The 26,296-nt window shown below is 75.8% G+C and carries 15 protein-coding genes; 12 read left to right on the plus strand and 3 right to left on the minus strand.

Annotated elements, in window-relative coordinates; translation table 11 throughout:
• The first annotated feature begins 66 nt into the window (after nucleotides 1-66).
• From Q5530_RS24335 to Q5530_RS24380, 10 genes are all read left to right on the plus strand, one after another.
• Nucleotides 67-282: an MbtH family protein gene (locus Q5530_RS24335; protein ID WP_415365065.1), complete on the plus strand. Its 216-nt coding sequence runs from the start codon at nucleotides 67-69 to the stop codon at nucleotides 280-282.
• Between the two features lie 141 nt (nucleotides 283-423).
• Nucleotides 424-6,222: an amino acid adenylation domain-containing protein gene (locus Q5530_RS24340; RefSeq protein WP_415365066.1), complete on the plus strand. Its 5,799-nt coding sequence runs from the start codon at nucleotides 424-426 to the stop codon at nucleotides 6,220-6,222.
• Between the two features lie 25 nt (nucleotides 6,223-6,247).
• On the plus strand, nucleotides 6,248-9,448 hold the full coding sequence (locus Q5530_RS24345; RefSeq protein WP_415365067.1) for an amino acid adenylation domain-containing protein: 3,201 nt from the start codon (nucleotides 6,248-6,250) through the stop codon (nucleotides 9,446-9,448).
• Nucleotides 9,445-10,848: an FAD-dependent oxidoreductase gene (locus Q5530_RS24350; RefSeq protein WP_415365068.1), complete on the plus strand. Its 1,404-nt coding sequence runs from the start codon at nucleotides 9,445-9,447 to the stop codon at nucleotides 10,846-10,848. The genes Q5530_RS24345 and Q5530_RS24350 overlap by 4 nt, the downstream gene beginning before the upstream one ends.
• Nucleotides 10,848-11,519, plus strand: coding sequence for a DUF6875 domain-containing protein (locus Q5530_RS24355; RefSeq protein WP_415365069.1), 672 nt, complete (start codon nucleotides 10,848-10,850; stop codon nucleotides 11,517-11,519). The genes Q5530_RS24350 and Q5530_RS24355 overlap by 1 nt, the downstream gene beginning before the upstream one ends.
• Nucleotide 11,520: 1 nt before the next feature.
• Nucleotides 11,521-14,820, plus strand: coding sequence for an amino acid adenylation domain-containing protein (locus Q5530_RS24360; RefSeq protein ID WP_415365070.1), 3,300 nt, complete (start codon nucleotides 11,521-11,523; stop codon nucleotides 14,818-14,820).
• Nucleotides 14,817-16,154 (plus strand): MFS transporter, encoded by a 1,338-nt coding sequence (locus tag Q5530_RS24365; RefSeq protein WP_415365071.1) that lies wholly within the window; start codon nucleotides 14,817-14,819, stop codon nucleotides 16,152-16,154. Before Q5530_RS24360 ends, Q5530_RS24365 begins: the two co-directional genes overlap by 4 nt.
• A complete protein-coding gene (locus Q5530_RS24370; protein ID WP_415365072.1) occupies nucleotides 16,151-20,566 on the plus strand; it encodes a non-ribosomal peptide synthetase in 4,416 nt (1,471 codons plus the stop codon). Before Q5530_RS24365 ends, Q5530_RS24370 begins: the two co-directional genes overlap by 4 nt.
• Nucleotides 20,567-20,568: 2 nt before the next feature.
• Nucleotides 20,569-21,567, plus strand: a complete 999-nt coding sequence (locus Q5530_RS24375) for a methyltransferase (protein WP_415365073.1) — start codon at nucleotides 20,569-20,571, stop codon at nucleotides 21,565-21,567.
• A 99-nt stretch (nucleotides 21,568-21,666) separates the two neighbouring features.
• Complete coding sequence (locus Q5530_RS24380; RefSeq protein ID WP_415365074.1) at nucleotides 21,667-22,767, plus strand: calcium:proton antiporter; 1,101 nt, start codon at nucleotides 21,667-21,669, stop codon at nucleotides 22,765-22,767.
• Nucleotides 22,768-22,773: 6 nt separating this feature from the next.
• Here Q5530_RS24380 and Q5530_RS24385 read toward each other — a convergent pair whose 3' ends face one another.
• From Q5530_RS24385 to Q5530_RS24395, 3 genes are all read right to left on the minus strand, one after another.
• Nucleotides 22,774-22,929, minus strand: a complete 156-nt coding sequence (locus tag Q5530_RS24385; protein ID WP_380639178.1) for a hypothetical protein — start codon at nucleotides 22,927-22,929, stop codon at nucleotides 22,774-22,776.
• A gap of 61 nt (nucleotides 22,930-22,990) precedes the next feature.
• Nucleotides 22,991-24,172 (minus strand): MFS transporter, encoded by a 1,182-nt coding sequence (locus tag Q5530_RS24390; RefSeq protein ID WP_415365075.1) that lies wholly within the window; start codon nucleotides 24,170-24,172, stop codon nucleotides 22,991-22,993.
• Nucleotides 24,169-24,498, minus strand: a complete 330-nt coding sequence (locus Q5530_RS24395) for a ClpX C4-type zinc finger protein (RefSeq protein ID WP_380639182.1) — start codon at nucleotides 24,496-24,498, stop codon at nucleotides 24,169-24,171. Before Q5530_RS24395 ends, Q5530_RS24390 begins: the two co-directional genes overlap by 4 nt.
• 231 nt (nucleotides 24,499-24,729) lie before the next feature.
• Between Q5530_RS24395 and Q5530_RS24400 the strand changes: the two genes are divergently transcribed.
• Entirely contained in the window at nucleotides 24,730-25,125 is a 396-nt protein-coding gene (locus Q5530_RS24400; protein WP_415365076.1) for a hypothetical protein, read from the plus strand.
• A gap of 136 nt (nucleotides 25,126-25,261) precedes the next feature.
• Nucleotides 25,262-26,143, plus strand: coding sequence for a bile acid:sodium symporter family protein (locus Q5530_RS24405; RefSeq protein ID WP_415365077.1), 882 nt, complete (start codon nucleotides 25,262-25,264; stop codon nucleotides 26,141-26,143).
• The last annotated feature ends 153 nt before the right edge of the window (nucleotides 26,144-26,296 follow it).

Here is a 26,296-nt window from a genome sequence, read left to right on the forward strand (position 1 = left end):
CCTTGGACGCGTAGCGTTGCTCCCCACACCAACCCGCCCACTTCCGCCAAGGGCAGGAGTACCACCATGAGTACCGACAAAACCGATTACCGAGAATTCCTCGTCGTCGTCAACGACGAAGACCAGTACTCGATCTGGTTCGCCGACCGGGACCTCCCGCTGGGGTGGCGAGCCGAGGGCAAGAGGGGCCCCCGGGACGAGTGCCTGGCCCACATCGACCAGGTCTGGACCGACATGCGTCCGCGCAGCGTCCGCGAGCACCTCGCCGCCCAGTCCGGCTGACGGCGCTCGCGAACACCCTCTGGAAATTCACCCCCGCACACGCGAACGGGGCTCATGCCGCCGTGCGCTGATTCGGCTGCCGGGATTTCCCGGTGGCCCCTTCCGGCGTGCGCGGGAAACACATCAGCCGGGGAGGCATTGGTGTACACGGAATCGTTGGCGCGGCTCGCGCCCGCCCTGCCGTTGCAGAGCGGGATGATCGCGGCCGGGCTGCGGGACCCGTCGGCCGGGACGGATGTGATCCAGTGCGTGCAGCACTGGCCGAACGGCCTCGACACCGACGCCTACCTCTCGGCGTGGCGGGCGGCGGTGGAACGCCACCCGGTGTTGCGCACCCGGTTCGCCTGGCGCGCCGACGGGGAGTTGGAGCAATGGGCCGGTCCCGCCGAGGACGTGCCGGTGCGGGTCGACGGGTCGGGAACCGACCTCGACGCGTTCCTGGCCGCCGACCGGCGCGCGGGGGTCGACCCGGTGTCGGGTCCGCCGCTGCGGGTGGTGGCGCTGCCCGGGAACGTGGTGGTGGCGACCTTCCACCACGCGATCCTCGACGGGCGGTCGCTGGCCATGCTGCTGGGCGAGGTCGACGACGACTACGCGGCTCGCCGCGCGGGCCGGGTGGTGGGGTTCCCGGAGCGCCCGGACTTCGCCGACTACGCCCGCTGGTACGACGCCCGGCCCGCGTCCGCCCGCACCGCCGAGCAGCGGTTCTGGGCGACGGAGCTGGCCGGGCTGCCCGAACCCGGGCCGCTGCCGCTGGAGCACGCCGGGCCGGGCACGCCGGTGATGGCCACGGCGGGCGCCGACCTGACCGACGCGGAGACGCGGGCGGTGCGCGCGCTGGCCGACGGCGCGGGCGTCACGGTGAACACCGTCGTGCTCGCCGCGTGGGGGCTGCTGCTGGCCGTGCACGCCCGCCGCGACGAGGCGGTGTTCGGCGTGACCCGGGCCGCCCGGCACGGCACCGCCGAGGGCGCGCGGGACATGCTGGGCCTGCTGCTGGCCACCGTGCCGCTGCGGCTGCCGGTCGACCGGGACGCGTCGGTGGCCGACTGGCTGCGGTCGGTGCGGGAGCGCTCGGTCGCGGCGCGGGACCACCAGCTGTGCCCGCTGCCGGACATCCAGCGCGCCGCCGGCCACGACGCGGCGCTGATGAGCAGCCTGGTGCTGTTCGAGCACCAGGAGATCAACACCGTGCTGGCCGCGCGGCCCGCCTCGCCGGCCGGCAGGCACGTGCGCATCCTGCGCACCCCGGGCTACGCCATGACCCTGTACGCCTTCGCCGAACCGCGCCTGAGCCTCCAGCTCATCCACGACACCGGACGCTTCCCCGACTGGGCGGCCGACGCGCTGCTGGCGCGGGTGCGCGACCTGCTCGCGGGCATGGCCGAGGACCCGGGCCGCGCCGTGCGGGAGCTGACCGGGCCCCGCGGCGACGAGCTGCGCCGCCTGCTGGACGAGTGGAACGACACCGCGGTCGACCTGGACGCGGGCGCGACCGTGCCCGCGCTGTTCGCCGGGCAGGTGCGGGCGCGGCCGGGCGCGGACGCGGTGTTCGACGGCGAGCGGTGGCTGAGCTACGCGGAGCTGGACGAGCGGTCGAACCGGTTGGCGCACGTGCTGGTCGAGCGCGGCGCCGTGGCGGACCGGCCCGTCGGGTTGGCGCTGCCGCGCGGTGCGGAGCTGGTCACCGCGATGCTCGCGGTGCTCAAGACCGGCGCGGCGTACCTGCCGCTGGACCCGGCCAACCCGGCGGCGCGGGACGAGGTCGCGCTGCGGGAGTCGGGCACGCCGCTGGTGGTGACCGACCGGCCGCGACCGCTGCCCGCCGGGGTGGCAGGCGTGGTGCTGTCCGAAGTGGACCTCGGCGCGCGGCCCCCGGTGTTCGACGCGGTCCCGGCGCACCCGCTGGGCGTCGCCTACGTCAACTACACCTCCGGTTCCACCGGCAGGCCCAAGGGCGTCGCGGTGCCGCACCGGGGCGTGGTGCGGCTGGTGACCCGGCCGTCGTTCGCGCGGTTCGGCCCCGGTGAGACCTTCCTGCACCTGTCGGCGACCGCGTTCGACCTGACCACCCTGGAGGTGTGGGGCGCGCTGCTGACCGGGGGCCGGGTGGTGGCCGCGCCGGAGGGCCCGGTCGAACCGGCCGTGCTGAGCGACCTGCTGCGCACCCACCGGGTGAGCGTGCTGTGGTTGACCGCCGGGCTGTTCCACGCGCTGGACCCGGCCCTGCTCGCGGACGTCGGGCAGCTGCTGGCCGGCGGCGACGTGCTCGCGCCCGACGCGGTGCGCGCGGCGCTGCGGGCCCGCGGCGGCAAGCCGGTGGTCAACGGGTATGGGCCGACGGAGAACACCACCTTCACCTCCTGCCACGTGATGACCTCCGCCGACCAGGTCGGCGCGACCGTGCCGATCGGCGCGCCGGTGCAGTCCAGCACCGCGCACGTCCTGGACGAGGACATGCGGCCGGTGCCGGTCGGGGTGACCGGCGAGCTGTACACCGGCGGCGACGGGGTGGCACGCGGCTACTGGGCCGCGCCCGCGGCGACCGCGGCGAAGTTCGTGCCCGACCCGTTCGCCGAACGGCCCGGTGGACGGCTGTACCGGACCGGCGACCTGGCGCGGTGGCGGCCGGACGGCGTGCTGGAGTTCCTGGGCCGCGCGGACCAGCAGGTGAAGGTGCGCGGGTTCCTGGTCGAGCCGGCCGAGGTGGAGGCGGTGCTGCGGGAGCACCCCGGGATCGGCGCGGCGGCCGTGTTGCCGGTCGGCGACGGGGACGCCCGGCACCTGGTCGCCTACGTGGTGACCGCCGGTCCGCTGGACGTGGACCGGGTGCGGGCGCACGTCGCGGAACGGCTGCCCGCCTACCTGTGCCCGGCGCGGTACGTGCCGCTGCCGGAGCTGCCGCTCAACCGCAGCGGCAAGGTGGACCGGGCGGCGCTGCGTTCGGTCCGCGCGCCGGGCGCGCGGGGCGCGGACCGGACACCTCCGGCGACGGCCACCCAGCAGCGGTTGGCGCGGCTGTGGCGGCAGCTGCTGGACGTGCCGGAGGTGTGGGCCGAGGACGACTTCTTCGCCGTCGGCGGCAACTCGCTGCTGGCCGTGCGGCTGGCCTTCCGGGTGCGGGAGGAGTTCGGCGTGGAGGTGCCGGTGGCGCGGCTGCACCGGGCGCGGACGCTGACCGCGTGCGCGGCGGTGCTCGACGCGGCCGCGCCGGCCGGCCCGGGGCCGTCGGCCGGCATCACGCGCCGGGACCGCTCGGCGTACCGGGTGCCCGCGACGCGCCCCGTCGAGCAGCCCGTGGCCGACCACCTGGTGGTGCCCACCGGTGGCGGCGACTGGGCGGCGTGGCGGTGGGTCGAGCTGCGCGGCACGGGTTTCGGCATCGAACCGCTGCTGGCGGTGGCCAGTCCGGGCGCGGCGCGCGCGGCGGAGGAGGCGCTGGCCGCCGAGGACGCCCTGGGCGAGGCCAGGTGGTCGGCGTTCCGGGTGCTGCGCGAGGTCGAGGACCGGGCGCGGGGCGAGCAGCGGTCGGCGCTGCGGCGCATCGGGCGGCTGGTGCGCAAGGGCCGGTTCGAGGAGGCGCGGGCGGCGCTCGCCGCGGTGCCCGAGGTGGTCGGCCTGGGCGCGGTCGCGGAGGCGCCGTCGACGCCCGCCGCCGTCCCCACCGTCACCGGCACCGCCGAGGTGCAGCTGGTGCTGCCGCGGTCCGGGGTGGACGCGGCGCTGGTCGCGGCGGTCGAGGCGGCCGCCCGGCACGAGCAGCTGGTGGCCGCGTACGCCGACCGGTTCGAGGAGGGCCGCCGGGCCGCGGCCGAGGTGCTGCGCGGGGTCAGCGGTGACCCGAGGTTCCGCGAGGCCGTCGCCTGGCAGAACCCCCGGGCGTTGCAGACCGCGGTGGACGCGCTGCACCGGGCCCTGTCCGGCGACCGGTCCGCCGCGCGCAACGTGGACTACCGCCGCTGGGAGCACACCGTCGTCAGCTACCTCCAGCGGTACTGCGCGAAGAACGACACCATCGGCTTCTTCGGGCCCGTGGGGTGGGCGCGCGTCGAGGACGACGCCCCGGCCGCGATCACCGCGCGACCCGGGCCGGACCTGATCGCCTCGCGCACGGTCTACCTGGAGAACTGGGCCGTGCAGCAGGTGGCCGAGGCGCTGACCACGGACGCGGTGCGGCCCTGGGCTGTGCCGAGGCGGATGCCGTTCGTGCACGTCGAGGGCGAGGTGCTGCGCGTGCCGATGACCGGGCCGGTGCGGCTGCCCCCGGTGGAGGCCGCGGTGCTGGCCGCGTGCGACGGGCTGACCCGGGCCGGGGGGATCGCCGAGCGCCTCGGGCTGCCGGGCGAGGAGGTGCTGGCGGTCCTGGAGCGGTTGCGCCTGGCCAAGCGCATCGCCTGGACGCTGGAGGTGCCGCCGGAGGCGCTGGTGCCCGAGGAGTCGCTGCGGGAGCAGGTCGCGGCCATCGGCGACGACGAGGCGCGGGCCGGCGCCGAGCGGCAGCTCGCCGGGATCGAGGCCGGTCGTGACGCCGTGCGCGACGCCGTGGGCGACCCGGACCGGCTGGTGCGGGCGATCGAGGACCTGCACGAGCGGTTCACCGCCGTCACCGGCGCCGCCGCGGTGCGCCGACCCGGGCTGTTCTACGCCGGGCGCACCGTGGTGCACGAGGAGTGCCGCCGCGACCTCGACGTCACCCTGTCCCCCGCGCTGCTGGAGACGCTGTGGTCGCCGCTGTCGCTGGTGCTGGAGGCGGCGCGCTGGTTCACCTCGGCCGGGGCGGCGCTGTACGGGCGGGCGCTGCGCGAGGTCTACCGGCAGCGCGTCGCCGCCACCGGCGACGACCACGTGAACCTCGCGGACTTCTGGTTGTGGGCCAACGACACCATCTTCCGGCTCGACGAGCGGCTGATCAGCCGCCTGGTCCGGGCGTTGCAGGACCGCTGGGCGACGGCGCTGGGCGGCCACGAGCCGGGTGCCCGCGACGTCCACCACCGCGTCGCCGACGTGCGGGAGGCGGTGCTCAAGGCGTTCGCCGCGCCGCGCCCCGGCTGGCGCGGCGCCGTCCAGCACAGCCCGGACGTGCTCATCTCCGCCCGCGACGAGCAGGCCATCCGGGACGGCGACTACCGCTGGGTGCTGGGCGAGGTGCACCCGGGCGTGAACACCATGCGCTCGGCCCTGTTCGTCTCCCAGCACCCCGATCCCGGGCAGCTGCGCGAGGCGATGCGGCGGGACATGAACGGGCCGCGGGTCGTGCTGGCCACCACCCGCGAGGAGGGCGGCACGCCGCAGCGCCTCGCGGACGCCCTGGTGCTGCCCGAGGACCTGAAGATCGTGTTCGGCCACGACGCCTGCGGGCCCGGCCTGCGCGGCGCGGTGCCGGTCGGCGCGTGCGACGTGGTCGAGGTCGGCGGCCGGCTGCTGGCCCGCGGCCGCGACGGCGGGGTGGACCTGGACCTCGTCGAGCTGCTCAACGAGCAGGTGATGGCCCAGCTGGTGCAGCACTTCCGGCTGCTGCCCGCCGGGGAGCACACCCCGCGGGTGAGCCTGGACCGGCTCGTGGTGGCCCGCGAGGGCTGGCGGCTGCCGACCTCGAAGTGCGGGTTCGCCTCCGCCGCCGACGAGCCGACGCGGTACCTGCGGGCGCAGGCGTGGCGCCGGGAGCACGGCCTGCCGAGGTTCGTGTTCGTCAAGAGCCCGGTGGAGCACAAACCGTTCTACGTGGACCTGGAGAGCCAACCTTCGGTCGAGCTGTTCGCGCACGCGGTGCGCGCGCTCGACCGCGAGAAGCCGGGGTCCCCGATGGGGATCGGCGAGATGCTGCCCGGCCCGGACCAGCTGTGGCTGACCGACGTGCACGGCGCGCGGCACACCGCGGAGTTCCGGGTCGTGGCGGTGGACCGGCGCGGCCGGCCGGAGAAGGGGGAGGCACAGCGATGAACGCCGGAGCAGAGGGAGGGCCGCGGTGAGCGCGGTGATACCGGAGGGTCGGGCGGACGAGGTGTTCCTGTTCCCGGCGTCGTCGGGCCAGCGCAGGCTGTGGCTGGTGGACCAGCTGCTGCCCGCGAGCCCCGTCTACAACATCGGCTGGCGGGTCGGGATCGACGGCCCGCTGGACCGCGGCGCGCTGGAGCGGGCGCTGAACCTGCTGGTCGCGCGGCACGAGGCGCTGCGCACCAGGTTCGCCGCCGAGGACGGCGTGCCGGTGCAGGTCGTGCCCGCCTCGCTGACCGTGCCGCTGCGGCGGGTGCGGGCCGAGGACGTCGAGGCGGCGGTGCGCGAGGAGGTGCGGCGGCCGTTCGCGCTGCACGACGGGCCGCTGCTGCGCGCCACCCTGGTGGACGGCGACCCCGTCGGCGGCAACCCCGTCGGCGAGGACGTGCTGGTGCTCGTGCTGCACCACTCGATCGCCGACGGCTGGTCGTGCGCGGTGCTGTTCGACGAGCTGGCGGTGCTCTACGCGGCCGAGGTGGGCGGCCCGTCCGCCGACCTGCCCGAGCTGCCCGTGCAGTACCCGGACTACGCGGTGTGGCAGCGGGAGCAGGCCGACGGCGGCGCGTTCGCCGCCGACGCCGAGCACTGGCGGCGGGCGCTGGAGGGCGTGCCGACCGTGCTGGTGCTGCCCACCGACTCCGCGCGGCCCGCCGTGCCGACCGGGCGCGGCGGGGAGCTGCGGGTGGGGCTGGAGGTCGAGGACGGGTCGTTCGCCCGGCTGCTGGCGGTGTTCCAGTGCGTGCTGCACCGGGTCACCGGGCAGGCGGACTTCCTGGTCGCAACGCCGGTCGCGGCCCGCACCCGGCCGGAGACCGAGGGCCTGGTGGGCTTCGTGGCCAACACCCTGCCGCTGCGCGCGACGTTCACGCCGGGCACCACGTTCGGCGAGGTCGTCGCGGCGGCCGAGGCGGCGACCGTGGCCGCGCTGGCGCACCAGGACCTGCCGTTCGAGCAGCTGGTGGACCTGGTCGCGCCGCAGCGGACGCTGGCGCACGCGCCCCTGGTGCAGGTGCTGTTCGCGGTCGAGCCGGAGCCGCCCGCGCGGCAGGCCGGACCGGTCACCCTCCGACCCGGGGCGGTGCACAACGGCGGCGCGAAGTTCGACCTGTCGCTGACCGTCGAGCGGGCCGGCGACCGGTGGTTCGCGCGCTGGCAGTACGACGCCGAGCTGTTCGGGGAGGCGTCGGTCGAGGCCCTGCACGCGGTGTTCGCCGCCGCCGTGCGCGCCCGGCCCGCCGACCTGGTCGCGGAGCTGCCCCTCACCGACGGCGACTTCGGCGAGCACGCCGCGGAGGTGCCCGCGGGGACGGCGGCCGAGCTGGTGCTCGCCGCGCTCGCGGAGGACCCGGACGGGGTGGCCGTCGAGGGCGCGCTGACCCGGGGCGAGCTGGACCGGGCGGCGAACCGGCTGGCGCACGCGCTGCTGGCGGCGGGCGTCGAACCGGACCAGCCGGTGGCGCTGTGCCTGGACCGGGGCCCGGCGATGGTGACCGGCATCCTCGCCGCCTGGAAGGCGGGCGCGGGCTACCTGCCGCTGGACCCGTCGTGGCCCGCCGCGCGGCTCACCGCGATGGCCGAGGGCTCCGGGGTGACCGTGCTGGTCACCGACGGGGCGGCCCGCGCGGTCACCGGCCCGCTGGCCGGTCCGTGGACCGAGGTCGACCTCGACACCGCCGACCCGGCCGCCCACCCGGACACCCCGCCGGCCGCCGCGCCGCAGCACCCCGGCAGCCTGGCCTACGTCATCCACACCTCCGGCTCCACCGGCAGGCCCAAGGGCGTGCGGTGCACCCAGGGCGGCCTGCACGCGCTGCTGCGCGCCATGGTCGAGCTGACCGGGCTGGGCCCGGCGGACCGGCTCGCGTCCATCACCACGCCCGCGTTCGACGTGTCCACGGTGGAGATGCTCGCCCCGCTGGTCGCCGGGGCGACGCTGGTGGTGCTGCCCGCCGACGACGTGGCCGACGGCGCGCTGCTGCGCGAACGCCTCGCGGAGACGCGGGCGACCGTCGTGCAGGGCGGGCCCGCCAGCTGGCGCATGGTCGTGGCGGCGGGCGGGGTGCCCGCGCACGTGCGGCTGCGGATCAGCGGCGGCGAGGCGATGACCCGCGACCTGGCCGACGACCTCCAGCACGACGGCGCGGTGCTCGTCGACGGCTACGGGCCCACCGAGACCACGGTGTACTCGGCGGCCGGCGTCGTGGCGCACGCCCCGGCCCCGGTGCGGCTGGGCCCCGCGGTGCGGGGCACCTCGCTGCACGTGCTGGACCCGCTGATGCGGCCGGTGCCACCGGGCGTCATCGGCGAGCTGCACATCGGCGGCGCGGGCGTGGCGCGCGGCTACCACGGCCTGCCCGCCCAGACCGCCGACCGGTTCCGGCCCGACCCGTTCGGCGCCGTCCCGGGCGGGCGGCTCTACGCCTCGGGCGACCTGGTCCGGCGGCACGCCGACGGGCGGCTGGAGTTCCTGGGCCGCGCCGACCGGCAGCTCAAGATCCGCGGCTACCGCATCGAGCCCGGCGAGGTCGAGGCGGTGCTGCGGGCGCACGAGGACGTGGCCCAGGCCGTGGTGGTGGCGTGGTCCGCGCACGCGGCGGACGTGCGGCTGGTCGCCTACGCGGTGCCCGCCGACCCGGCGCTGCCCGAGGACGAGCTGCGCCGGCGGGTGCGGCCGCACCTGGCCGCGAGCCTGCCCGAGTACATGCTCCCGGCCACCGTCGTGGTGCTCGACGCGCTGCCGCGCACCGGGACCGGGAAGATCGACCGGGACGCGCTGCCGGCCCCGGTGTGGACCACCGAGGACGTCGAGCGGGTCGAGCCGCGCGACGACGCCGAGCGGCGCATGGCGCAGATCTGGCGCGAGGTGCTGTCGGTGCCCGCGGAGGCCCCGCTGGGCGTGCACGACAACTTCTTCGCCCTGGGCGGCCACTCGCTGACCGCCACCCAGATGCTCGCCCGGGTCCGCGCCGCGTTCGACGCGGACCTGCCGCTGGCCACGCTGTTCGCCGCGCCCACGATCGCCGAGCTGTGCGGCGGCCTCAGCGGCGCCCGGACCGCGGTGCGCGGCCCCGTGCCGCTGATCGACCAGCTGGACGACCTGTCCGACGACGAGATCGACCGCCTGCTGGGCACGCTCGACGACGACTTCGGCGACGACGGGGACCTGACGTGAACCGGCGCACCCCGAACGGGTCAAGCCCCGGTCGGCAGACCCCGAACGGGCACGCCCCGGACCGGCACGCGCTGGTCGTCGGCGCGGGCCTGGCCGGCTCGCTGACGGCGGTCTACCTGGCCCGGCGCGGCTTCCGGGTGCGGGTGCTGGAGCGGCGCGGCGACCCGCGCACGCCCGGCGTCCGCGAGGAGGGCCGCTCGATCAACCTGGGCCTCTCGCAGCGCGGCATCGTGGCGCTGCGGGAGGTGGGCCTGCTGGAGCGGCTGGCCCCGCTCACCGTGCCGATGCGCGGCCGCGTCGTGCACCTGCCCGACGGGCTGCGCTTCCAGCCCTACGGCCTGGCCGAGGACCAGATCCTGCACTCCGTGCTGCGCCACGACCTCAACGTCGCGCTGGTCGACGAGGCCGAGCGGCTGGGCGTGGGGTTCGACTGGGGCCACCGGGTCACCGCCGTGGACCGGGCCAAGCCCGCGGTCACCACCGCCGGCCCGCACGGCGAGGAGGTGCACACCGCGGACCTCGTGGTCGGCGCGGACGGCGCGTTCTCCGCGGTGCGCGCCCACCTGGGCCGGGGCCTGCGGGTGGACCTGCACCAGGAGTTCCTGGAGTGGGGCTACAAGGAGCTGCTGATCCCGGTCGGCGACGACGGGCGGCCGCGCACCGAGCTGCGCGCGCTGCACGTGTGGCCCGGCGACGACGGCCTGATCGTGGCCCACCCCAACGCCGACGGCTCGCTGACCGCGACGGTGTTCCTGCCGTTCGCGGGCGAGCACGGGTTCGCCGGGCTCACCGAGCCCGCGCGGGTGCGGGAGTTCTTCGCCCGCCGCTTCCCCGACACGCTCACCCTGATCCCCGACGTGGTCGAGCAGTTCCTCGACCACGAGGCGGCGAGCCTGGTCACCGTGCGCACCGCGCCGTGGCACACCACCACCGACGAGGGCCGCGGCGTGGTGCTGATCGGGGACGCGGCGCACGCGGTCTACCCGTTCTTCGGGCAGGGCATGAACGCCGCGTTCGAGGACTGCTCGGTGCTCGACCGCTGCCTGGCCGGGCACCCGGACGACCTGCCGGGCGCGCTGGCCGCGTTCGAGGCGGCCCGCCGTCCGCACACCGACGTGCTCGCGGAGCTGTCCAAGCGCAACTTCGTGGAGCTGCGCGACAAGCTGCGCTCGCCGCTGTTCCTGGTCCGCAAGAAGGTGGACCTGGCGCTGCACCGGCTGTTCCCCGACGCGTGGGTGCCGCTCTACACGCTCATCGCGCACACCACCGTCCCCTACGGCGAGGCGCTGGACCGGGCCCGGAAGCAGGACCGCCTGCTCGGCGGCCTCGCCGCCGCGCTCACCGGCGCGGCGCTGGCGGGGCTGACCCGACGTACCCGCGGCGGGAGGCGGGCGAGCTGATGCTGATCCACCCCGAGCACCGGGCCCACCCGCTGGTGGAGCCCTCGGACTTCGCCGCGCCGACCCTGCCCCTGGAGGTCGCGGCGCACGAGGCCCGGCTGCGCACCGTGTTCCGGTGGGCCAACGACTACCTGTGCGGCCCGCACCCCGACCTGGGCAGGCGGGGCGCGGTGTGCCCGTTCACCGACACCTCGCTCCAGCGGGGCCTGTTCTACCTGTCGGTGCACCCCGGCAGCCCCGGCGACCCCGACGAGCTGGCCGCCCTGCTGCTGCACTACCGGGACTGGTTCACCGAGCTGGAGCCCCGGACCGGGCCCTCCGCGCAGTTCAAGACGATCCTGGTGCTGTTCCCGGACCTGACCGACTTCGGGGTGGTCGACCGGGCCCAGCAGGAGCTCAAGCCCGAGTACACCCGGGACGGGCTGATGCTGGGCGAGTTCCACCCCGGCCCGCCGGAGAAGGCCGGCCTGTGGAACCCGGCGTTCCGGCCGCTGCACAGCCCGGTGCCGCTGCTGGCGGTCCGGCACATGGTGCCGACCGACTTCCCGTTCCTGCGCGACGACGACAGCACCGTCGCCGCCTACCTCCAGCGGTTCGGCGACCGCGTGCCCGCGCACCTGCGCGAGCACGTGCAGGCCGCGGCCGCCCGACTCACCACCTCCGGGAGCTGAGATGACGACCGATCCCGGGGCGTCCGCCCGCAAGCGGGAGCTGCTGGCGCGGCGGCTGCGCGCGCGGGCGGCCGCGCCGACCGCCTACCCGCTGTCGTTCGGGCAGCAGCGGCTGTGGTTCCTGGACAAGTTCTCCCCCGGCGGCGCGGTCTACAACGTGCCGGTCGGGCTGCGGCTGCGCGGCGTGCTCGACACCGCGGCGCTGCGGCGGGCGCTGGACCTCCTGGTGAACCGGCACGCCGCGCTGCGCACCACGTTCCCCGACTCGGGCGGGGAACCGGTGCAGCTGGTCGCGCCCACCGGCTCGCTCACCCTGGTGGTGCGGGACCTCGCCGACACCGACACCGGCACCGACACCGGCACCGACACCGGCACCGGCACCAGGGCCGGCGCCGTCGCCGCCGGGGACCGGGACGCGGTCGCCAAGCGGTTCGCCGACGAGCGCGCCGGCGTCGGGTTCGACCTGCACCGGGGACCGCTGTTCGCCGCCCACCTCGGCCGGCTGGCCGACGACGACCACGTGCTGGTCCTGGTGCTGCACCACATCACCTCCGACGCCTGGTCGCTGTCGGTGCTGCTGGGCGAGCTGGGCGCGGCCTACGACGCGGCGCTGCTCGGCGAGGAGCCGGACCTGCCGCCGCTGCGGCTCCAGTACCAGGACTTCGCGGTGTGGCAGCGCGACCAGGTGGCGGGCGAGGCGACCGCCGAGCACCTGGCGTACTGGGCCCGGCACCTGGCCGGCGCGCCGGAGCTGCTGACCCTGCCCACCGACCGGCCCCGGCCCGCCGAGGTCGGCTACCGGGGCGCGCTGCACGAGGCGTGGATCGAGGCGCCCGAGCTCGCCGCGCTGGAGCGGCTGGCCCGCGAGCACGGGGCCACGCTGTTCATGGTGCTGCTGGCCGGGTTCGCCGCCCGGCTGGGGCGGCTGGCCGGGCAGGACGACGTGGTGGTCGGCACGCCGGTCGCCGGGCGCTCCCACCCGGACCTTGAGCGCCTGGTCGGGTTCTTCGTCAACACGCTGGCGCTGCGCGCGCACGTGGGTGGCGACCCGACGTTCTCCGAGCTGCTGGCGCGGGTCCGCGACGTCGCGCTGGACGGCCTGGCGCACGCCGACCTGCCGTTCGAGCGGCTGGTGGAGCACCTGCGCCCGCGGCGCAGCACCGGCCACTCCCCGATCTACCAGGCCCAGCTGATCCTCACCAACACCCCGCCGCTGACCCTGGCGATGAGCGGCCTGGACGTGCGGGCGCTGGTGCCCGACCCGGGGGTGTCGAAGTTCGACCTCACGCTGGCCGCCGACCGGCAGGGCGACGCGCTCGGCCTCGGGGTGGAGTACAGCACCGACCTGTTCGACGCCGCCACGATCACCGGGTTCACCGACCGGCTGGTGGCGCTGCTGGCCGCGGCGGCGCGGGAGCCGGGCAAGCGGATCAGCGAGCTGGACGCGCTCACCGGCGTGGGGCGCTGGGAGGTGCTGGAGGGGCACAACGCCACGGACCTGGCGCTGCCGCCGGCCGCCACCGCGCTCGACCTGGTCACCGGCGACGGCACCGCCGTGTCCGGTGTGGACGACCGGCTGACCTACGCGGAGCTGGACGTGCGGGCCCGGCGGTACGCGGCCCTGCTGCGGGCGCACGGCGTGACCCGGGGGTCGGCGGTGGCGCTGTGCCTGCCCCGCACCCCGGACCTGGTGGCCGCCGTGCTCGGCGTGTGGCGGGCGGGCGCGGCCTACGTGCCGCTGGACCCCGGCTGGCCCGCGGACCGGCTGGCGCTGATGCTCGCCGACTCGGGCGCGGCCGTCCTGGTCGCCGACGGGGAGCGGCGCCCGGCCTTCGACGGGACCGTGCTGCGCCCGGCCGACGCGGACGGCCGCGAGCCGGACGACTCGCCCTGCCCCGCGTCCGGCGAGGACCTGGCCTACGTGATCTACACGTCCGGTTCGACCGGCACGCCGAAGGGCGTGGAGGTGCCGCACCGGGCGGTGGTGAACCTGCTGGTGTCGTTCCAGGAGCTGTTCGCGCTGTCCCCGGCGGACCGGCTGGCCGCGGTGACCACGCTGTCGTTCGACATCTCCGTGCTGGAGCTGCTGCTGCCGCTGACCGCCGGCGCGGAGGTGCTGGTCGTGCCCACCGAGGTGGCGGGCGACGGCGCGGCGCTGCGGCGGCTGCTGGTCGAGCGCGGCGTCACCGCGCTCCAGGCCACCCCGGCGACGTGGCGGCTGCTGCACGCGGCGGGCGGCGTCCCGACCGGCGTGGTGACGCGGGTCTGCGGCGGCGAGGCGCTGCCCCGCGACCTGGCCGACGACCTGCTGGACGGCGACGGGCTGCTGTGGAACGCCTACGGGCCCACCGAGACCACGGTGTGGTCGTCGGCCGGGCTCGTGGAGCCCTCGCCCGCGCCGGTGGTGCTCGGACCCCCGATCGGCAACACCCGGCTCTACGTGCTGGGCCCGGGGCTGGAGCCGGTGCCGCCGGGTGTGGTCGGCGAGCTGCACATCGGCGGCGCGGGCGTGGCGCGCGGCTACCGCGCCCGGCCCGGCCTGACCGGGGCGCGGTTCGTGCCCGACCCGTTCGCGAGGCGACCCGGGCAGCGGCTGTACGCGACCGGCGACCTGGTGCGCCACCGGTCCGACGGCTCCCTGGAGTTCCTGGGCCGGGCCGACCACCAGGTGAAGGTGCGCGGGTTCCGCATCGAGCCGGGCGAGGTCGAGGCGGCGCTGCTGGCCACCGGCGAGATGCGCGAGGCGGTGGTGCTGGCCGTCGACGAGCGCCTGGTCGCCTACGTGGTGCCCGGCGGCGTCGGCGCGGACGGGCTGTGGCCCCGGCTGCGCGCGCGGCTGGCCGAGCGGCTGCCCGACTACATGCTGCCCGCCACCGCGGTGGTGCTGGACGCGTTCCCGCTGACGCCCAACGGCAAGACCGACCGCAACGCGCTGCCCGCGCCCGTCTGGGACGCGGGGGTCGAGCGGGTCGAGCCGCGCGACGACGTGGAGCGGGTGCTGGCGGGCATCTGGGCCGAGGTGCTGGAGGTGCCCGAGGTGGGCGTGCACGACGACTTCTTCGCCCTCGGCGGCCACTCGCTGCTGGCGGCGAAGGCGCTGGCCCGCGTGCACGGCGCGTTCTCGGTGGCGGTGCCGATCGGCCGGATGTTCGCCGCGCCGACGGTGGCGGGCGTGGCCGAGGCGCTGGTGGCCCTGGAGGGCGAGCCGGGGCGGGTGGCCGCGGTCGCGGAACTGCGCGTGCAACTGGCCGGCATGTCGACCGAGGAGGTCGAGGCGATGCTCGGGGAGGCGGCCCGATGACCGGGTCCACGGGAGGCGGCGCCGCCGGCCTGCGGCGGTTCTCGCTGGTCTGGGGCGGCCAGCTGGTGTCGGTGATCGGCTCCGCGCTGACCGCGTTCGTGCTCGGCGTGTGGGTCTACACCGGCACCGGCTCGGTGACCCAGTTCGTGCTGATCCAGTTCTGCGCGGTGGTGCCGGGCATCCTGCTCGCGCCGTACGCGGGCGTGGTCGCCGACCGGTACGACCGGCGGCGCGTCATGCTGGTCGCGGACACCGGCGGCGGCGTGGTGACCGCGCTGCTGCTGGTCGCCACCTCCAGCGGCGGGCTCGCCGTGTGGCAGGTCTACGTCGCCACCGCCCTGGCCGCCACGCTGAACACCTTCCACGTCATCGCCTACACGGCGCTGGTGCCCGCCCTGGTGCCCAAGGAGCACCTGGGCCGGGTCAACGGGCTGATGCAGATCACCCAGGGCGTGCAGATCGCCGCGCCGCTGGTGGCCGGCGCGCTGCTGGCCGTGGTGGGGCTGCGGGGCGTGCTGCTGATCGACGCGGTGTCGATGGTGGTCGCGGTCGGCGCGCTGCTGGTGGCGCGCCTGCCGGAGGAGGCCGTGCGGCCCGTCGGCGCGACCGGCGGCGGGCGCGAGGGCGTCGGGGCCGGGCTGGCCTGGCTGCGCGGCGCGCCCGGCCTGTTCGCGCTGTGCGCGGTGTTCGGGGTGTGGAACTTCCTGTTCGCCATCGCGGGCGGGTTGGTGCAGCCGCTGATCCTGTCCTTCTCCGGCCCCGCGACCCTGGGCGTGCTGATGGCCGCGGGCGGCAGCGGGCTGTTCGTCGGCGGCCTGGTGATGGGCGTGTGGGGCGGGCCGAAGCGCCGGGTCCTGGGCGTCTACCTCGGGTTGGCCCTGGGCGGGGTGTTCCTGGTGCTGCACTCGCTGGCGCCCTCGCCGTGGCTGATCGGGTTCGCCGCGCCCGCCTTCCTGTTCACCCTGCCGCTGATGAACACCTGCTGCGTGACCCTGCTCCAGACCAAGGTGGACCCGGCCGTGCTCGGCCGGGTGCTGGCCGTGGTCCGGGTGCTGAGCACCGCCGCGATGCCCGTCGCGTTCCTGCTGATCGGCCCGCTGACCGACGGCGTGGCCGAACCGCTGATGGCGGCCGACGGCGCGCTGGCGCCGAGCGTCGGCACGCTGATCGGCACCGGCGAGGGCCGCGGCATCGCCCTGATCTTCCTGGTCGTCGGCGTGCTGATGCTCGCCCTCACCGCCTGGGCCTGGACCAGGCCGCGGCTGCGCGCCGTCGACGACCTGCCCGACGCGGTGGCCGACGAGGTCCCCACGCCTGAGAGGACCACCCCGTGACCGAGATCTCCGACCACCGCGAACGACTGCTGGCCAAGCTGCTGGCCGCGCGCGGGCTGGCGCCCGCCGCACCCGCCGGCGTGCCCCGCCGGCCCGACGGCGCGGTGGTGCCGCTGACCGGCAACCAGCGCGGCCTGTGGCTGACCGAGCGGCTGGGCCTGGACGCGGGCGCGTACGTCATGTTCGCGACCCTGCGCGTGGCGGGCGAGCTGGACGAGGCGCGGCTGCGCGCGGCCGTGCGGGCGGTGATGGCGCGGCACGAGGCGCTGCGCACCCGGGTCGTGGACACCGACGGCGCGCCCGAGCAGCAGGTGCTCGACGAGGTGGCCGAGGACGTGGTGTTCTCCGCGGTGGCGGACGAGGAGGAGCTGCGCGCGTTCCTGGTGTCCGAAGTGGACACCCCGTTCGACCTGGGCGCCGCGCCGCTGCTGCGGGTGCGGGCGGTGCGGATCGGCGCCGGCACCGCGCTCGTGTTCAGCGCGCACCACATCATCTGCGACGACCTGTCGCTGGGCGTGGTGGCGGACGAGGTCGGCCTGGTCTACGCGGGCGCCGACCCGGGACCGGTCGCGGCGCAGTTCCCCGACTACGCCCACCGGCAGGCCGACCGGCTGGCCGACGGCGAGCGGCAGCGACAGCTGGACCACTGGCACGACCGGCTCGCGGGCGCGCCCGACGTGCTGGACCTGGCGCCGGACCGGCCGCGCACGCCCCACCGCACGGTCGCGGGCGGCAGCCACCGGTTCACCGTCCCGGCCGCGCTGGCCGGCGGGCTGGTCGAGCTGACCCGCGCGCACGGCTGCACCACGTTCGCCGGCCTGCTGGCCGCGTTCGGGGTGCTGCTGTCGCGGCGGTCCGGCGTGGACGACGTGGTGATCGGGTCGCCGACCACCCACCGGCCGTTCCCCGACCTGGAGCGCTCGGTCGGCATGTTCGTCACCACCACCGCGCTGCGCCTGGACCTGTCCGGCGACCCCACCCCGGCCGAGCTGCTCGGCCGGGCCCGCGCGATCGCGATCGACGCGCTGGACCACGCGGAGGTCAGCTTCGACGAGGTCGCCGCCCGGATCGCGCCCCGCCGCGACCTGGCGCACCACCCGCTGTTCCAGGTGATGCTGGTGCTCAACCGGGGCGGCGAGGGCGACCGGTGGGCCGGGCTGCCCGCCACGCCGCTGCCGGTCGACCGGGGCACCAGCCGGTTCGACCTGACCCTGCACGTGCGGGAGACCGACGGCGACTGGCCCGCCAACCTGGACTACAGCGCGGACCTGTTCGAGCCCGACACCGTCGCGCGGATGGCCGACCACCTGATCGCCGTGCTCACCGCGCTCGTCGGGCACCCGGCGACCCGGCTGTCCGGGTTGGACACCACGACCGCCGCCGACCGGGCGGCGGCCGCCGCGGTGAACGGCGAGCCGGACGACGGCCTGGACCCCGGGCTGTCGCTGCGGCACGCGCCGGTGCTGCGGCGCCTCGCCGAGCAGGTCGCCGCGCACCCCGGGGCGACCGCGGTGCTCGACCTGGCCGACGGCGCGGAGCTGACGTTCGCGCAGCTCGACCGGCGCGCCAACCGGGTCGCGCACCTGCTCGCGGAGTGGGGCGTCGGCCCGGAGACGCCGGTGGGCCTGGCGCTCAAGGCCGGCCCCGACGCGCTGGTGGGCCTGCTGGCCGTGCTCAAGGCGGGTGGCGCGTACGTGCCGCTCGACCCGGGGCACCCGCCCGCCCGGCTCGCCGGGCTGCTCGCGGACTGCGGCGCGCCGGTGGTGATCACCGCGCCGGGCAGCCGCGACCGGTTCGGCGGGTTCCGCGGCGCGCTGCTGGACACCTCCGACGACGCGTTCACCGGGGAGGCCGACGAACCGCCCGCGGTGCACCCCACCGAGGACGGCCTGGCCTACGTGGTCTACACGTCCGGCTCGACCGGCGTGCCCAAGGGCGTGCAGGTGCAGCACGACACCCTGGCCAACCTGACCGGCGCGTTCATCGACCTGCACGGGTTCGGCCCGGGGCAGCGGGTGCTGATGGTGCCGCCGCTGAGCTTCGACGCCTCGGTGGGCGACGTGTTCCCGGCGTGGTGCTCGGGCGCGGCGGTCGCGGTGCACCCGGAGCCCGCCTCCATCAGCGGCCCCGACCTGCTCAAGCTGTGCGCCGACCACGGCATCACCGCCGTGGACACCGCGGCCGCCCTGTTCAAGCGGTGGGTCGCCGACCTGGCCGGGCTCACCGTGGACCCGGGCCCGCTGTCGCTGGTGATGTTCGGCGGCGAGGCGGTGCCGACCCCGACCGCCGCCGAGTGGGCCGAGCTGACCGGCGGGAAGGTCAGGCTGGTCAACCACTACGGGCCGACCGAGACCACGGTGTGCGCCACCGCGTTCGCCACGGTGGACGCCTCCGAGGTCGACCCGCGCGCGGCGACGCTGCCGATCGGGCGGCCGCTGCCCGCGGTGCGGGTCTACGTGCTGGACGCCGACCTGCGGCCCACGCCCGTCGGCGTGCCCGGCCAGCTGCACATCGGCGGGCTCGCGCCCGCGCGCGGCTACCGGGGCGACGCGGCGCGCACCGCCGCCGCCTACCTGCCCGACCCGACCGTGGTCGGCGGGCGCATGTACCGGACCGGCGACCTGGTGCGGCTGCTGCCCGACGGGGAGCTGGAGTTCCTGGGCCGGGTGGACGAGCAGGTCAAGCTGCGCGGCCACCGGATCGAACCGGGCGAGGTGCGGGCGGCGCTGCTGGCCCACCCCGGGGTCGCCGAGGCGGCCGTGGCCGTGCGCGGCGACCTGCTGGTGGCCTACGTGGTGCCGCGTCCCGGTGAGAGCGCGCCCGAGCTGGACGAGCTGCGGGCGTTCTGCGCCGAGCGGCTGCCCGACGCGATGCTGCCGGGCGCGCGGGTGGAGCTGGCCGAGCTGCCGCTCACCCGGCACGGCAAGGTCGACCCCGCCGCGCTGCCCGACCCGGACCCGGCCGCCCGCACCACCCCGTACGAGCCGCCGCGGACCCCGGTCGAGCGGACGCTCGCCGAGATCTGGTCGGAGGTGCTGGAGGCGCCGCTGGTCGGGCGGCGGGACAGCTTCTTCGGCCTGGGCGGGCACTCGCTGATCGCGGCCGCGGTGCTGGCGAAGGTGCGGGCCCTGCTGGGTGTGACGGTGCCGCTGCGCGCGCTGTTCGCCACCGCCGACCTCGCCGAGCTGGCCGAGGTCGTGGAGCAGGCCGCCGCGTCCGACCACACCTTCGCCAAGCACTACCGGTCCGGGCTGCCGACCGTGCCGGAGATGCGGCTCGACGCGGTGCCGCCGGACGACATCGCGCCCCACCACCCGCTGCGGCAGGGACCGCCGGAGCGCGTGCTGCTGACCGGCGCGACCGGGTTCCTCGGCGCGCACCTGCTCAGCGAGGTGCTGGAGCGCACCGACGCCGAGGTCCACTGCCTGGTGCGGGCCGAGACGGAGGCCGTGGCGCTCGCGCGCATCCGGGCCAACCTGCGCCGCGCCCACCTCGACGTGCCCGAGGAGCGGCTGGCCCGGGTGGTGCCGGTGGTCGGCGACATGTCCCGCCCGCTGCTGGGCCTGCCGGAGAAGGAGTTCGACCGGCTCGCCGAGAGCGTGGACGCCGTCTACCACAACGGCGCGGTGATGAACTTCGTGCTCACCTACCGGTGGATGATGCCGCCGCACGTGGGCAGCACGGTCGACGTGCTGCGGCTGGCCACCCGGTACGCCACCAAACCGCTGCACCTGATGTCCACGCTGGGCGTCTTCCTGGGGTCCAACTACGACCAGCGCCCCGTCAGCGAGGCCGACCGCCCCGAGGACCCGACCGGCCTGGACACCGGCTACCACACCACCAAGTGGGTGGCCGACATGATGGGCGTGCTGGCCCGCGACCGGGGCGTGCCGGTGTCCATCCACCGGATCGCGGCCATCGTGGGCGACGTGCGCACCGGCACCGCGAAGACCGAGTCCTACCTGAGCCGCCAGATCGCGACCTGCGCCCACGCGGGTGCGGTGCCGCGCAGCCCGGACGTGATCGACATGCTGCCGGTGGACCGGCTGGCCGCGGCCATCGCGGGCATCTCCACCCGGCCCGAGCACCACGGGCGGGACTTCCACTACTACCGGTCGGACGGGCTGACCTACCCCGACCTCGGGGACGTGCTGACCGAGCGCGGCTACCCCACCCGGGTGCTGGAGTACGCGGACTGGCGCGCGCTGATGCTGGAGAGCCCGGACAGCGCGTTCGGCCCGCTGGCGTTCGGCCTGACCGCCACGAGCCGGGCGCACCCGGTGTTCGACTGCTCGGCCACCTGGGCGGCCGCCCGCGGGTGCGGCGTGGAGTTCCCGCCCGCCGACGCCGAGATGATCGCCCGCCACGTCGACTACCTCGCCTCGGCGGGGGTCATGCCGGAGAGGACCTGACCGTGCCGCTGCACCTGCCCCCGGACGACGGGCCGCCGTCGTTCCACGACCTGCTCGCCACCGCCGGGTACCGCGCCCTGGCGGCCGGACTGCGGCTGGGCGTGTTCGACGCCCTCGCCGACGGACCCCGGCCCGTCGGGGAACTGGCGGCCGCGCTGGGCACGGACCCGCGCGGCACGGCGCTGCTGTGCGAGGCGCTGGTCTCGTTCGACTACCTCGCCCCCGGCCCCGACGGCTACGCCAACACCGCCGCGACCGCCGCCTGGCTCACCGGCAGCGGGTACGCCGACGTGCAGAAATTCTGGTCGGTGGTGCTCTTCGAGTCGTGGACCGACCTGGAGGAGTCGGTGCGCACCGGCAAGCCCGCGATCGACTTCTACGCGTGGCTGGCCGAGCGGCCGGAGGTGCTGCGGCGGTTCCAGGGGATGCTGTCGGGGCACGCGGACGCCATCGCGCCCGAGGTGGCCTCGGTGGTGCCGGTGGGCGACTCCCTGCTGGACCTCGGCGGCGGGCACGCGAAGTACGCGATCCGGCTCTGCGCCGCGCACCCGGACCTGCGCGCGACCGTGGTCGACCTGCCGGACGCGCTGGCCGTGGGCGCGGGCGCGGTGACCGACGCGCGGCTGTGCGACCGGATCACGTTGCGGCCCGGGGACTACGACGTGCTGGACCTGGGCTCGGGCTTCGACACCGCGCTGCTGTTCAACGTCGTGCACGGCCGGCCCGCGGCGGCCAACGAGGCGTTGCTCACGCGGGTGGCGGCAGCGCTGCGGCCGGGCGGGTCGGTGGTGCTGCTGGAGCACGACGAGCACTCCCCCGACCGCGCGGCCGACGCCTTCGCGCGGGTGTTCAGCCTCAACCTGTTCCACGGGCAGGGCGGGCAGGTCTACCCGGAGGGGGAGATCGCGTCCTGGCTGGCGTCGGCCGGGTTCGACGAGCCGTCCCGGCACCCGCTGGAGTCGTCGCCGGGGCAGTCGCTGGTGGTGGCGCGGAAGGGCTGATCACGCGGGGGCACGTCGGCCGCGGGGGACCGCGGCGGGACACGCCGAGCGTGATCAGCCGTTCGGCGCAGGGGTCGTCCTCGTGCGAGGGTGGGCGGCATGACTGCTGCCTCTGCCCCTTCGAGGCTGTCCTGGACCCTGGTCGTGCCGCTGCTGGGCCTGGTGACGCTGGTGCTGACCTGGGGCCGCGACCTCGGTCCCGTGATCGTCGCGATCGCGGCCCTGGTGCTGGCCGGCACGGTGCTGGCGGCGGTGCACCACGCCGAGGTGATCGCGTTGCGCGTGGGCGAGCCGTACGGGTCGCTCGTGCTGGCGGTCGCGGTCACGGTGATCGAGGTCGCCCTGATCGTGACCCTGATGATCTCCGGCGGTCCCGAGACCGCCACGTTGGCCCGGGACACGGTGTTCGCCGCTGTGATGATCACCACGAACGGCATCATCGGCCTGTCCCTGTTGCTGGGCGCGCTGAAGTACGGGGTGACGCTGTTCAACTCCGAGGGCAGCGGCGCGGCGCTGGCGACGGTGGCGACGCTCACCACGCTGAGCCTGGTGTTCCCGACGTTCACCACCAGCCAGCAGGGGCCCGAGTTCACCGCGCCCCAGCTCGCCTTCGCCGCGCTGGCGTCGCTGGCGCTGTACGTCATGTTCGTGCTGACCCAGACGGTCCGCCACCGCGACTTCTTCCTGCCGCTCACCCCCGAGGGCGAGGTGGTGGAGACCGACGAGCACGCCCCGCGGCCGAGCGGGCGGGAGGCGGGGACCAGCCTCGTGCTGCTGCTGGTGGCGCTGGTCGCGGTGGTGGGGCTGGCGAAGGTCGAGTCGCCCGCGATCGAGGCGGCGGTGGCGGCCGCCGGGTTCCCGCACTCCTTCGTGGGCGTGGTGATCGCGCTGCTGGTGCTGCTGCCGGAGACCATCGCCGCGGGCCGCGCGGCGCTGCGGGGGCGGATCCAGACCAGCCTCAACCTGGGCTTCGGGTCGGCGATGGCCAGCATCGGCCTGACCATCCCGGTCATCGCCATCGCCTCGGTGTGGCTGGACGGGCCGCTGCTGCTCGGCCTCGGCTCCACCCAGATGGTGCTGTTCGCGATCACCGTGGTGGTGAGCGCGCTGACCGTGGTGCCCGGCCGGGCCACCCGGCTCCAGGGCGGCGTCCACCTGGTGCTGCTGGCCGCGTTCCTGTTCCTGGCCACCAACCCCTGACCGGGGTCAGCTCCCGAACGGGTTGACCTCGCGCAGCTCGCCGAGCACCGGTTCCAGCAGGTCGAGCACGACCACGCGGAACGAGGGCACCAGGATGAACATCGCCACGACCAGCGCCACCACCAGCCCCAGCGTGCCGCCGGACTTCTTCTTCTTGGCCATGCGCACTCCTCGGACGCGGGTGACCCGTCCGAGGCTAGCGGTGGGCGGCGGGGGTGCGGCGTCAGGGCGAGGTCCCCGCCGCGACCCGGCCGTGCCCGACGCGGGAGCGGACCGCCCCGAGCAGCACCACCCAGGCGGCGAAGACCAGGGACGTCGTGCCCGGGGTGGTGAGGTCCAGCAGCAGGCCCGCGGCGGCGGCCCCGACCGGGGTGGCCGCCCAGATCAGCAGGCTGAACGCGGTGCCGACGCGGCCGAGCAGGTGGTCCGGCGTCACCTCCAGCTGGTAACTCAGCGCGGCCACGCCGAAGCACGGCATGGAGACGGTGAACAGGGCCAGCACCACGCCGACCGCGACCAGCGAGTCGACCAGCGCCATGGCCGCCCACAGCCCGGCGTGCAGCCACACCACGCCCAGCAGCAGCCCGTTGAGGCCCAGGCGGTCCTTGAGCCGGGGGGCGAGGAACGCGCCCACCACTCCCCCGGCGCCCAGGGCGGCGAACAGGCCGCCGACCGCGGTCGGCGAGGCGTCCCCGGCCGAGACGATCGCGACCAGCGCGATGCCCGAGATCGCCACCTGGAGCCCGGCGGCGGTCAGCGCGATCGAGCGCAGCCCCCGGTGCCGCCACAGCCACCGGACGCCCTCCGCCACCTCCGCGCGCAGCGACCTCCGCTCCACGCGTTCGGGCCGGAGGTCGGCCCGCACCGAGGCGAAGCACAGCGCGGACACCAGGAACGACACCGCGTCCACCAGGAACGGCACCCCGCGCCCCAGCTGGAGCAGCGCCCCGCCGAGCGGGCCGGCCACCACGCCGGTCGCGGCCTGGGCGGTCTCGGTGGCGGACACGGCGGAGGTCAGCCGGTCCCGGGCGACGACGGAGGGCAGCACCGCGTTCTCCGCCGCCGAGAAGAACACGTGCAGCACGCCGCCCACCAGGCCGGTGACGACCAGGTGCGCCGGGGTCAGCGCGTCGAGCAGCACCGCGACGGGCACGGTCGCCACGTTCACCGCCCGCCCCAGGTCGCACAGCACCATGGTCCGCTTGCGGTCCCACCGGTCGACCAGGGCGCCCGCGGGTAAGCCCAGCACCAGGTACGGCACCGCGCGCACGGCGGCCAGCGCGCCCGCCGCGGCCGGCGAGCCGGTCAGGGCGAGCATGACCAGCGGGTAGGCGAGCTGGGTGACGCCGTTGCCCAGCGAGGACGCGGTCTGCCCGAGCCAGACCAGGCGGAAGTCGCGCGTCACCTGAACCGCTCCCAGGCCGACTGCCTGCTCATGCCCAGCGCCTCGCCGACCCGCGCCCAGGTGACGCCGCGCCCGCGCAGGTCGAGCACGCGCGCCCGGAGGCCGCCCTCGACCTGCTCGGCGGTGGCGGCGATGCGCGGCAGGTGGGCCAGCAGCTCGTCGTCGGTCATGTCGGCCCACTCGGGCACGCTCGCGCCCGACGTGCCGTCGTCGTGGTCGAGGATCGACACGCAGGCGGCCACGCAGCCGTCGCAGATGTAGATCCCCGGACCGCTGATGATCTTCCGCACCTCGGCGGCCGCCTTGCCGCAGAACGAGCAGGACATCGCGTTCCCCTCGAAGTTGTCAGGCAGTGCCTGACAACCGTAGCAGGGGGTGGTGCGGACCGGCGTTGCGGAGATGTGCAAAGCCCCCGGCCGGGGGCGCCTCGGGTTCACCTCCCGTCACGAAGACCGCGCCACGACCGCCGTGACAGCGTTTCGCGTGTTGGACACCCCGGGGCGGCCCGGGACCGGCACGCCCGGGTCCCGACCGCCCCCACCGCCCCAGGAGGAACGATGATCAGGAAGCTGCTCCGACGCGCCGGCACGACGCCGGCGGCGACGGCCCTCGCTGCGGCGGCCCTCGCCGCGGCGGCGCTCGCGGTGGGCGCCTCGGCCGCCGAGGCGGGTCCCGGCGACCAGGTCCGGAGCGCCGGGCAGGACGTCGGTGTCACGCGCGTGCACCGCGCCTGGGCGTGCGACATCCCGGCCGGGCACACCTACTCGTCCGTGCGGATCAACACGAGGTGCGCCTGGCGCTACGAGTACTACCTGCTCGACGCGGTGAACTACAACCTCACCGGCACGTACGCGTGCTCCATCCCGTCCGGCTACACCTACACCGCCTCGCAGCTGGGCAGCAACTGCTCCACCTCGGGTTCCGGCTACGAGTACCGGCTCCTCCGGCTCTGACCCGCCGGGAGCGCCGCGCGCCGGCGCGGGTTGATCACCGAATGCCATCGAAGCGGTTCTGGACCTTCCGGTTCGTCCGGTTCCGGGAGAGGATGCGCTCCCCGCCGCGACGACGCGAGAGACCCAGGTGATCGCCATGGATTCCGCCCTGACGACAGTCGGCCTCCCCGTGGCGCTGGCCGTGGTGATGTTCGGCCTCGGCCTGTCGCTGACGACCGCCGACTTCAGCCGGATCGCGCGGGAGCCGCGGGCCGTGGCGGTCGCGCTGGCGACGCAGCTGGTGCTGCTGCCGCTGGTGTGCTTCGGGCTGGTGGTGGCGCTGGGGCTGAGCCCGGTGCTCGCGGTCGGCATGATGCTGCTCGCCGCCTCGCCGGGCGGGACCACGGCGAACCTGTTCAGCCACCTGTTCCGCGGCGACGTGGCGCTCAACATCACCCTGACCGCGGTGAACTCGGTGCTGGCCGTGATCACGTTGCCGCTGGTGGTGAACTTCGCCCTGGACCACTTCGGACCGACGGGCGAGGGCGCGGTGGGGCTGGAGTTCGGCAAGGTCGCCCAGGTGTTCGCGGTCGTGCTGGTCCCGGTGGCGCTCGGGATGCTGGTGCGCCGCCGGTCGGCCGCGGTCGCCGACCGGGCCGACCGGCCGGTGCGGATCTTCTCGGCCGTGGTGCTGGTGGCGGTGATCGCGGGCACGATCCTCGCCGAGCGGGAGAACGTGGGCACCTACCTGGCCGACGTCGGCCTCGTGGTGGTGCTGTTCTGCGCGTGCAGCCTGGCGGCGGGCTACGCCGTGCCGCGCCTGGCCAGGGTGGGGCGGCGGCAGGCGATCGCGTCCGCGTTCGAGGTGGGCGTGCACAACAGCACGCTGGCGATCACGGTGGCGGTGAGCGTGCTGGGCAGCGAGGCGCTGGCGGTGCCGGCCGCGGTGTACGGGATCGCGATGTTCCCGCTGGCCGCCGCGGCCGGGTACCTCATCACCCGAACGGACGCCACCCGAAACGCCGTCACCAACCCCTAAAAAGGCGGCCTCAGCAGCACTTTCGCACTACTTTACCAATAGCGCCCTTGGGCCGTTCGAGTGAGATGCCTCGGAATTCCGAAGTGCAGAAAGCGAGACACAGCGTGATCTAGCCCTCCCATGTCACCCTTTCGTGCCACTCCAAAGTGTCAC

This window comes from Saccharothrix sp. BKS2 (assembly GCF_047689505.1).
GTDB lineage: Bacteria > Actinomycetota > Actinomycetes > Mycobacteriales > Pseudonocardiaceae > Actinosynnema > Actinosynnema lopnurensis.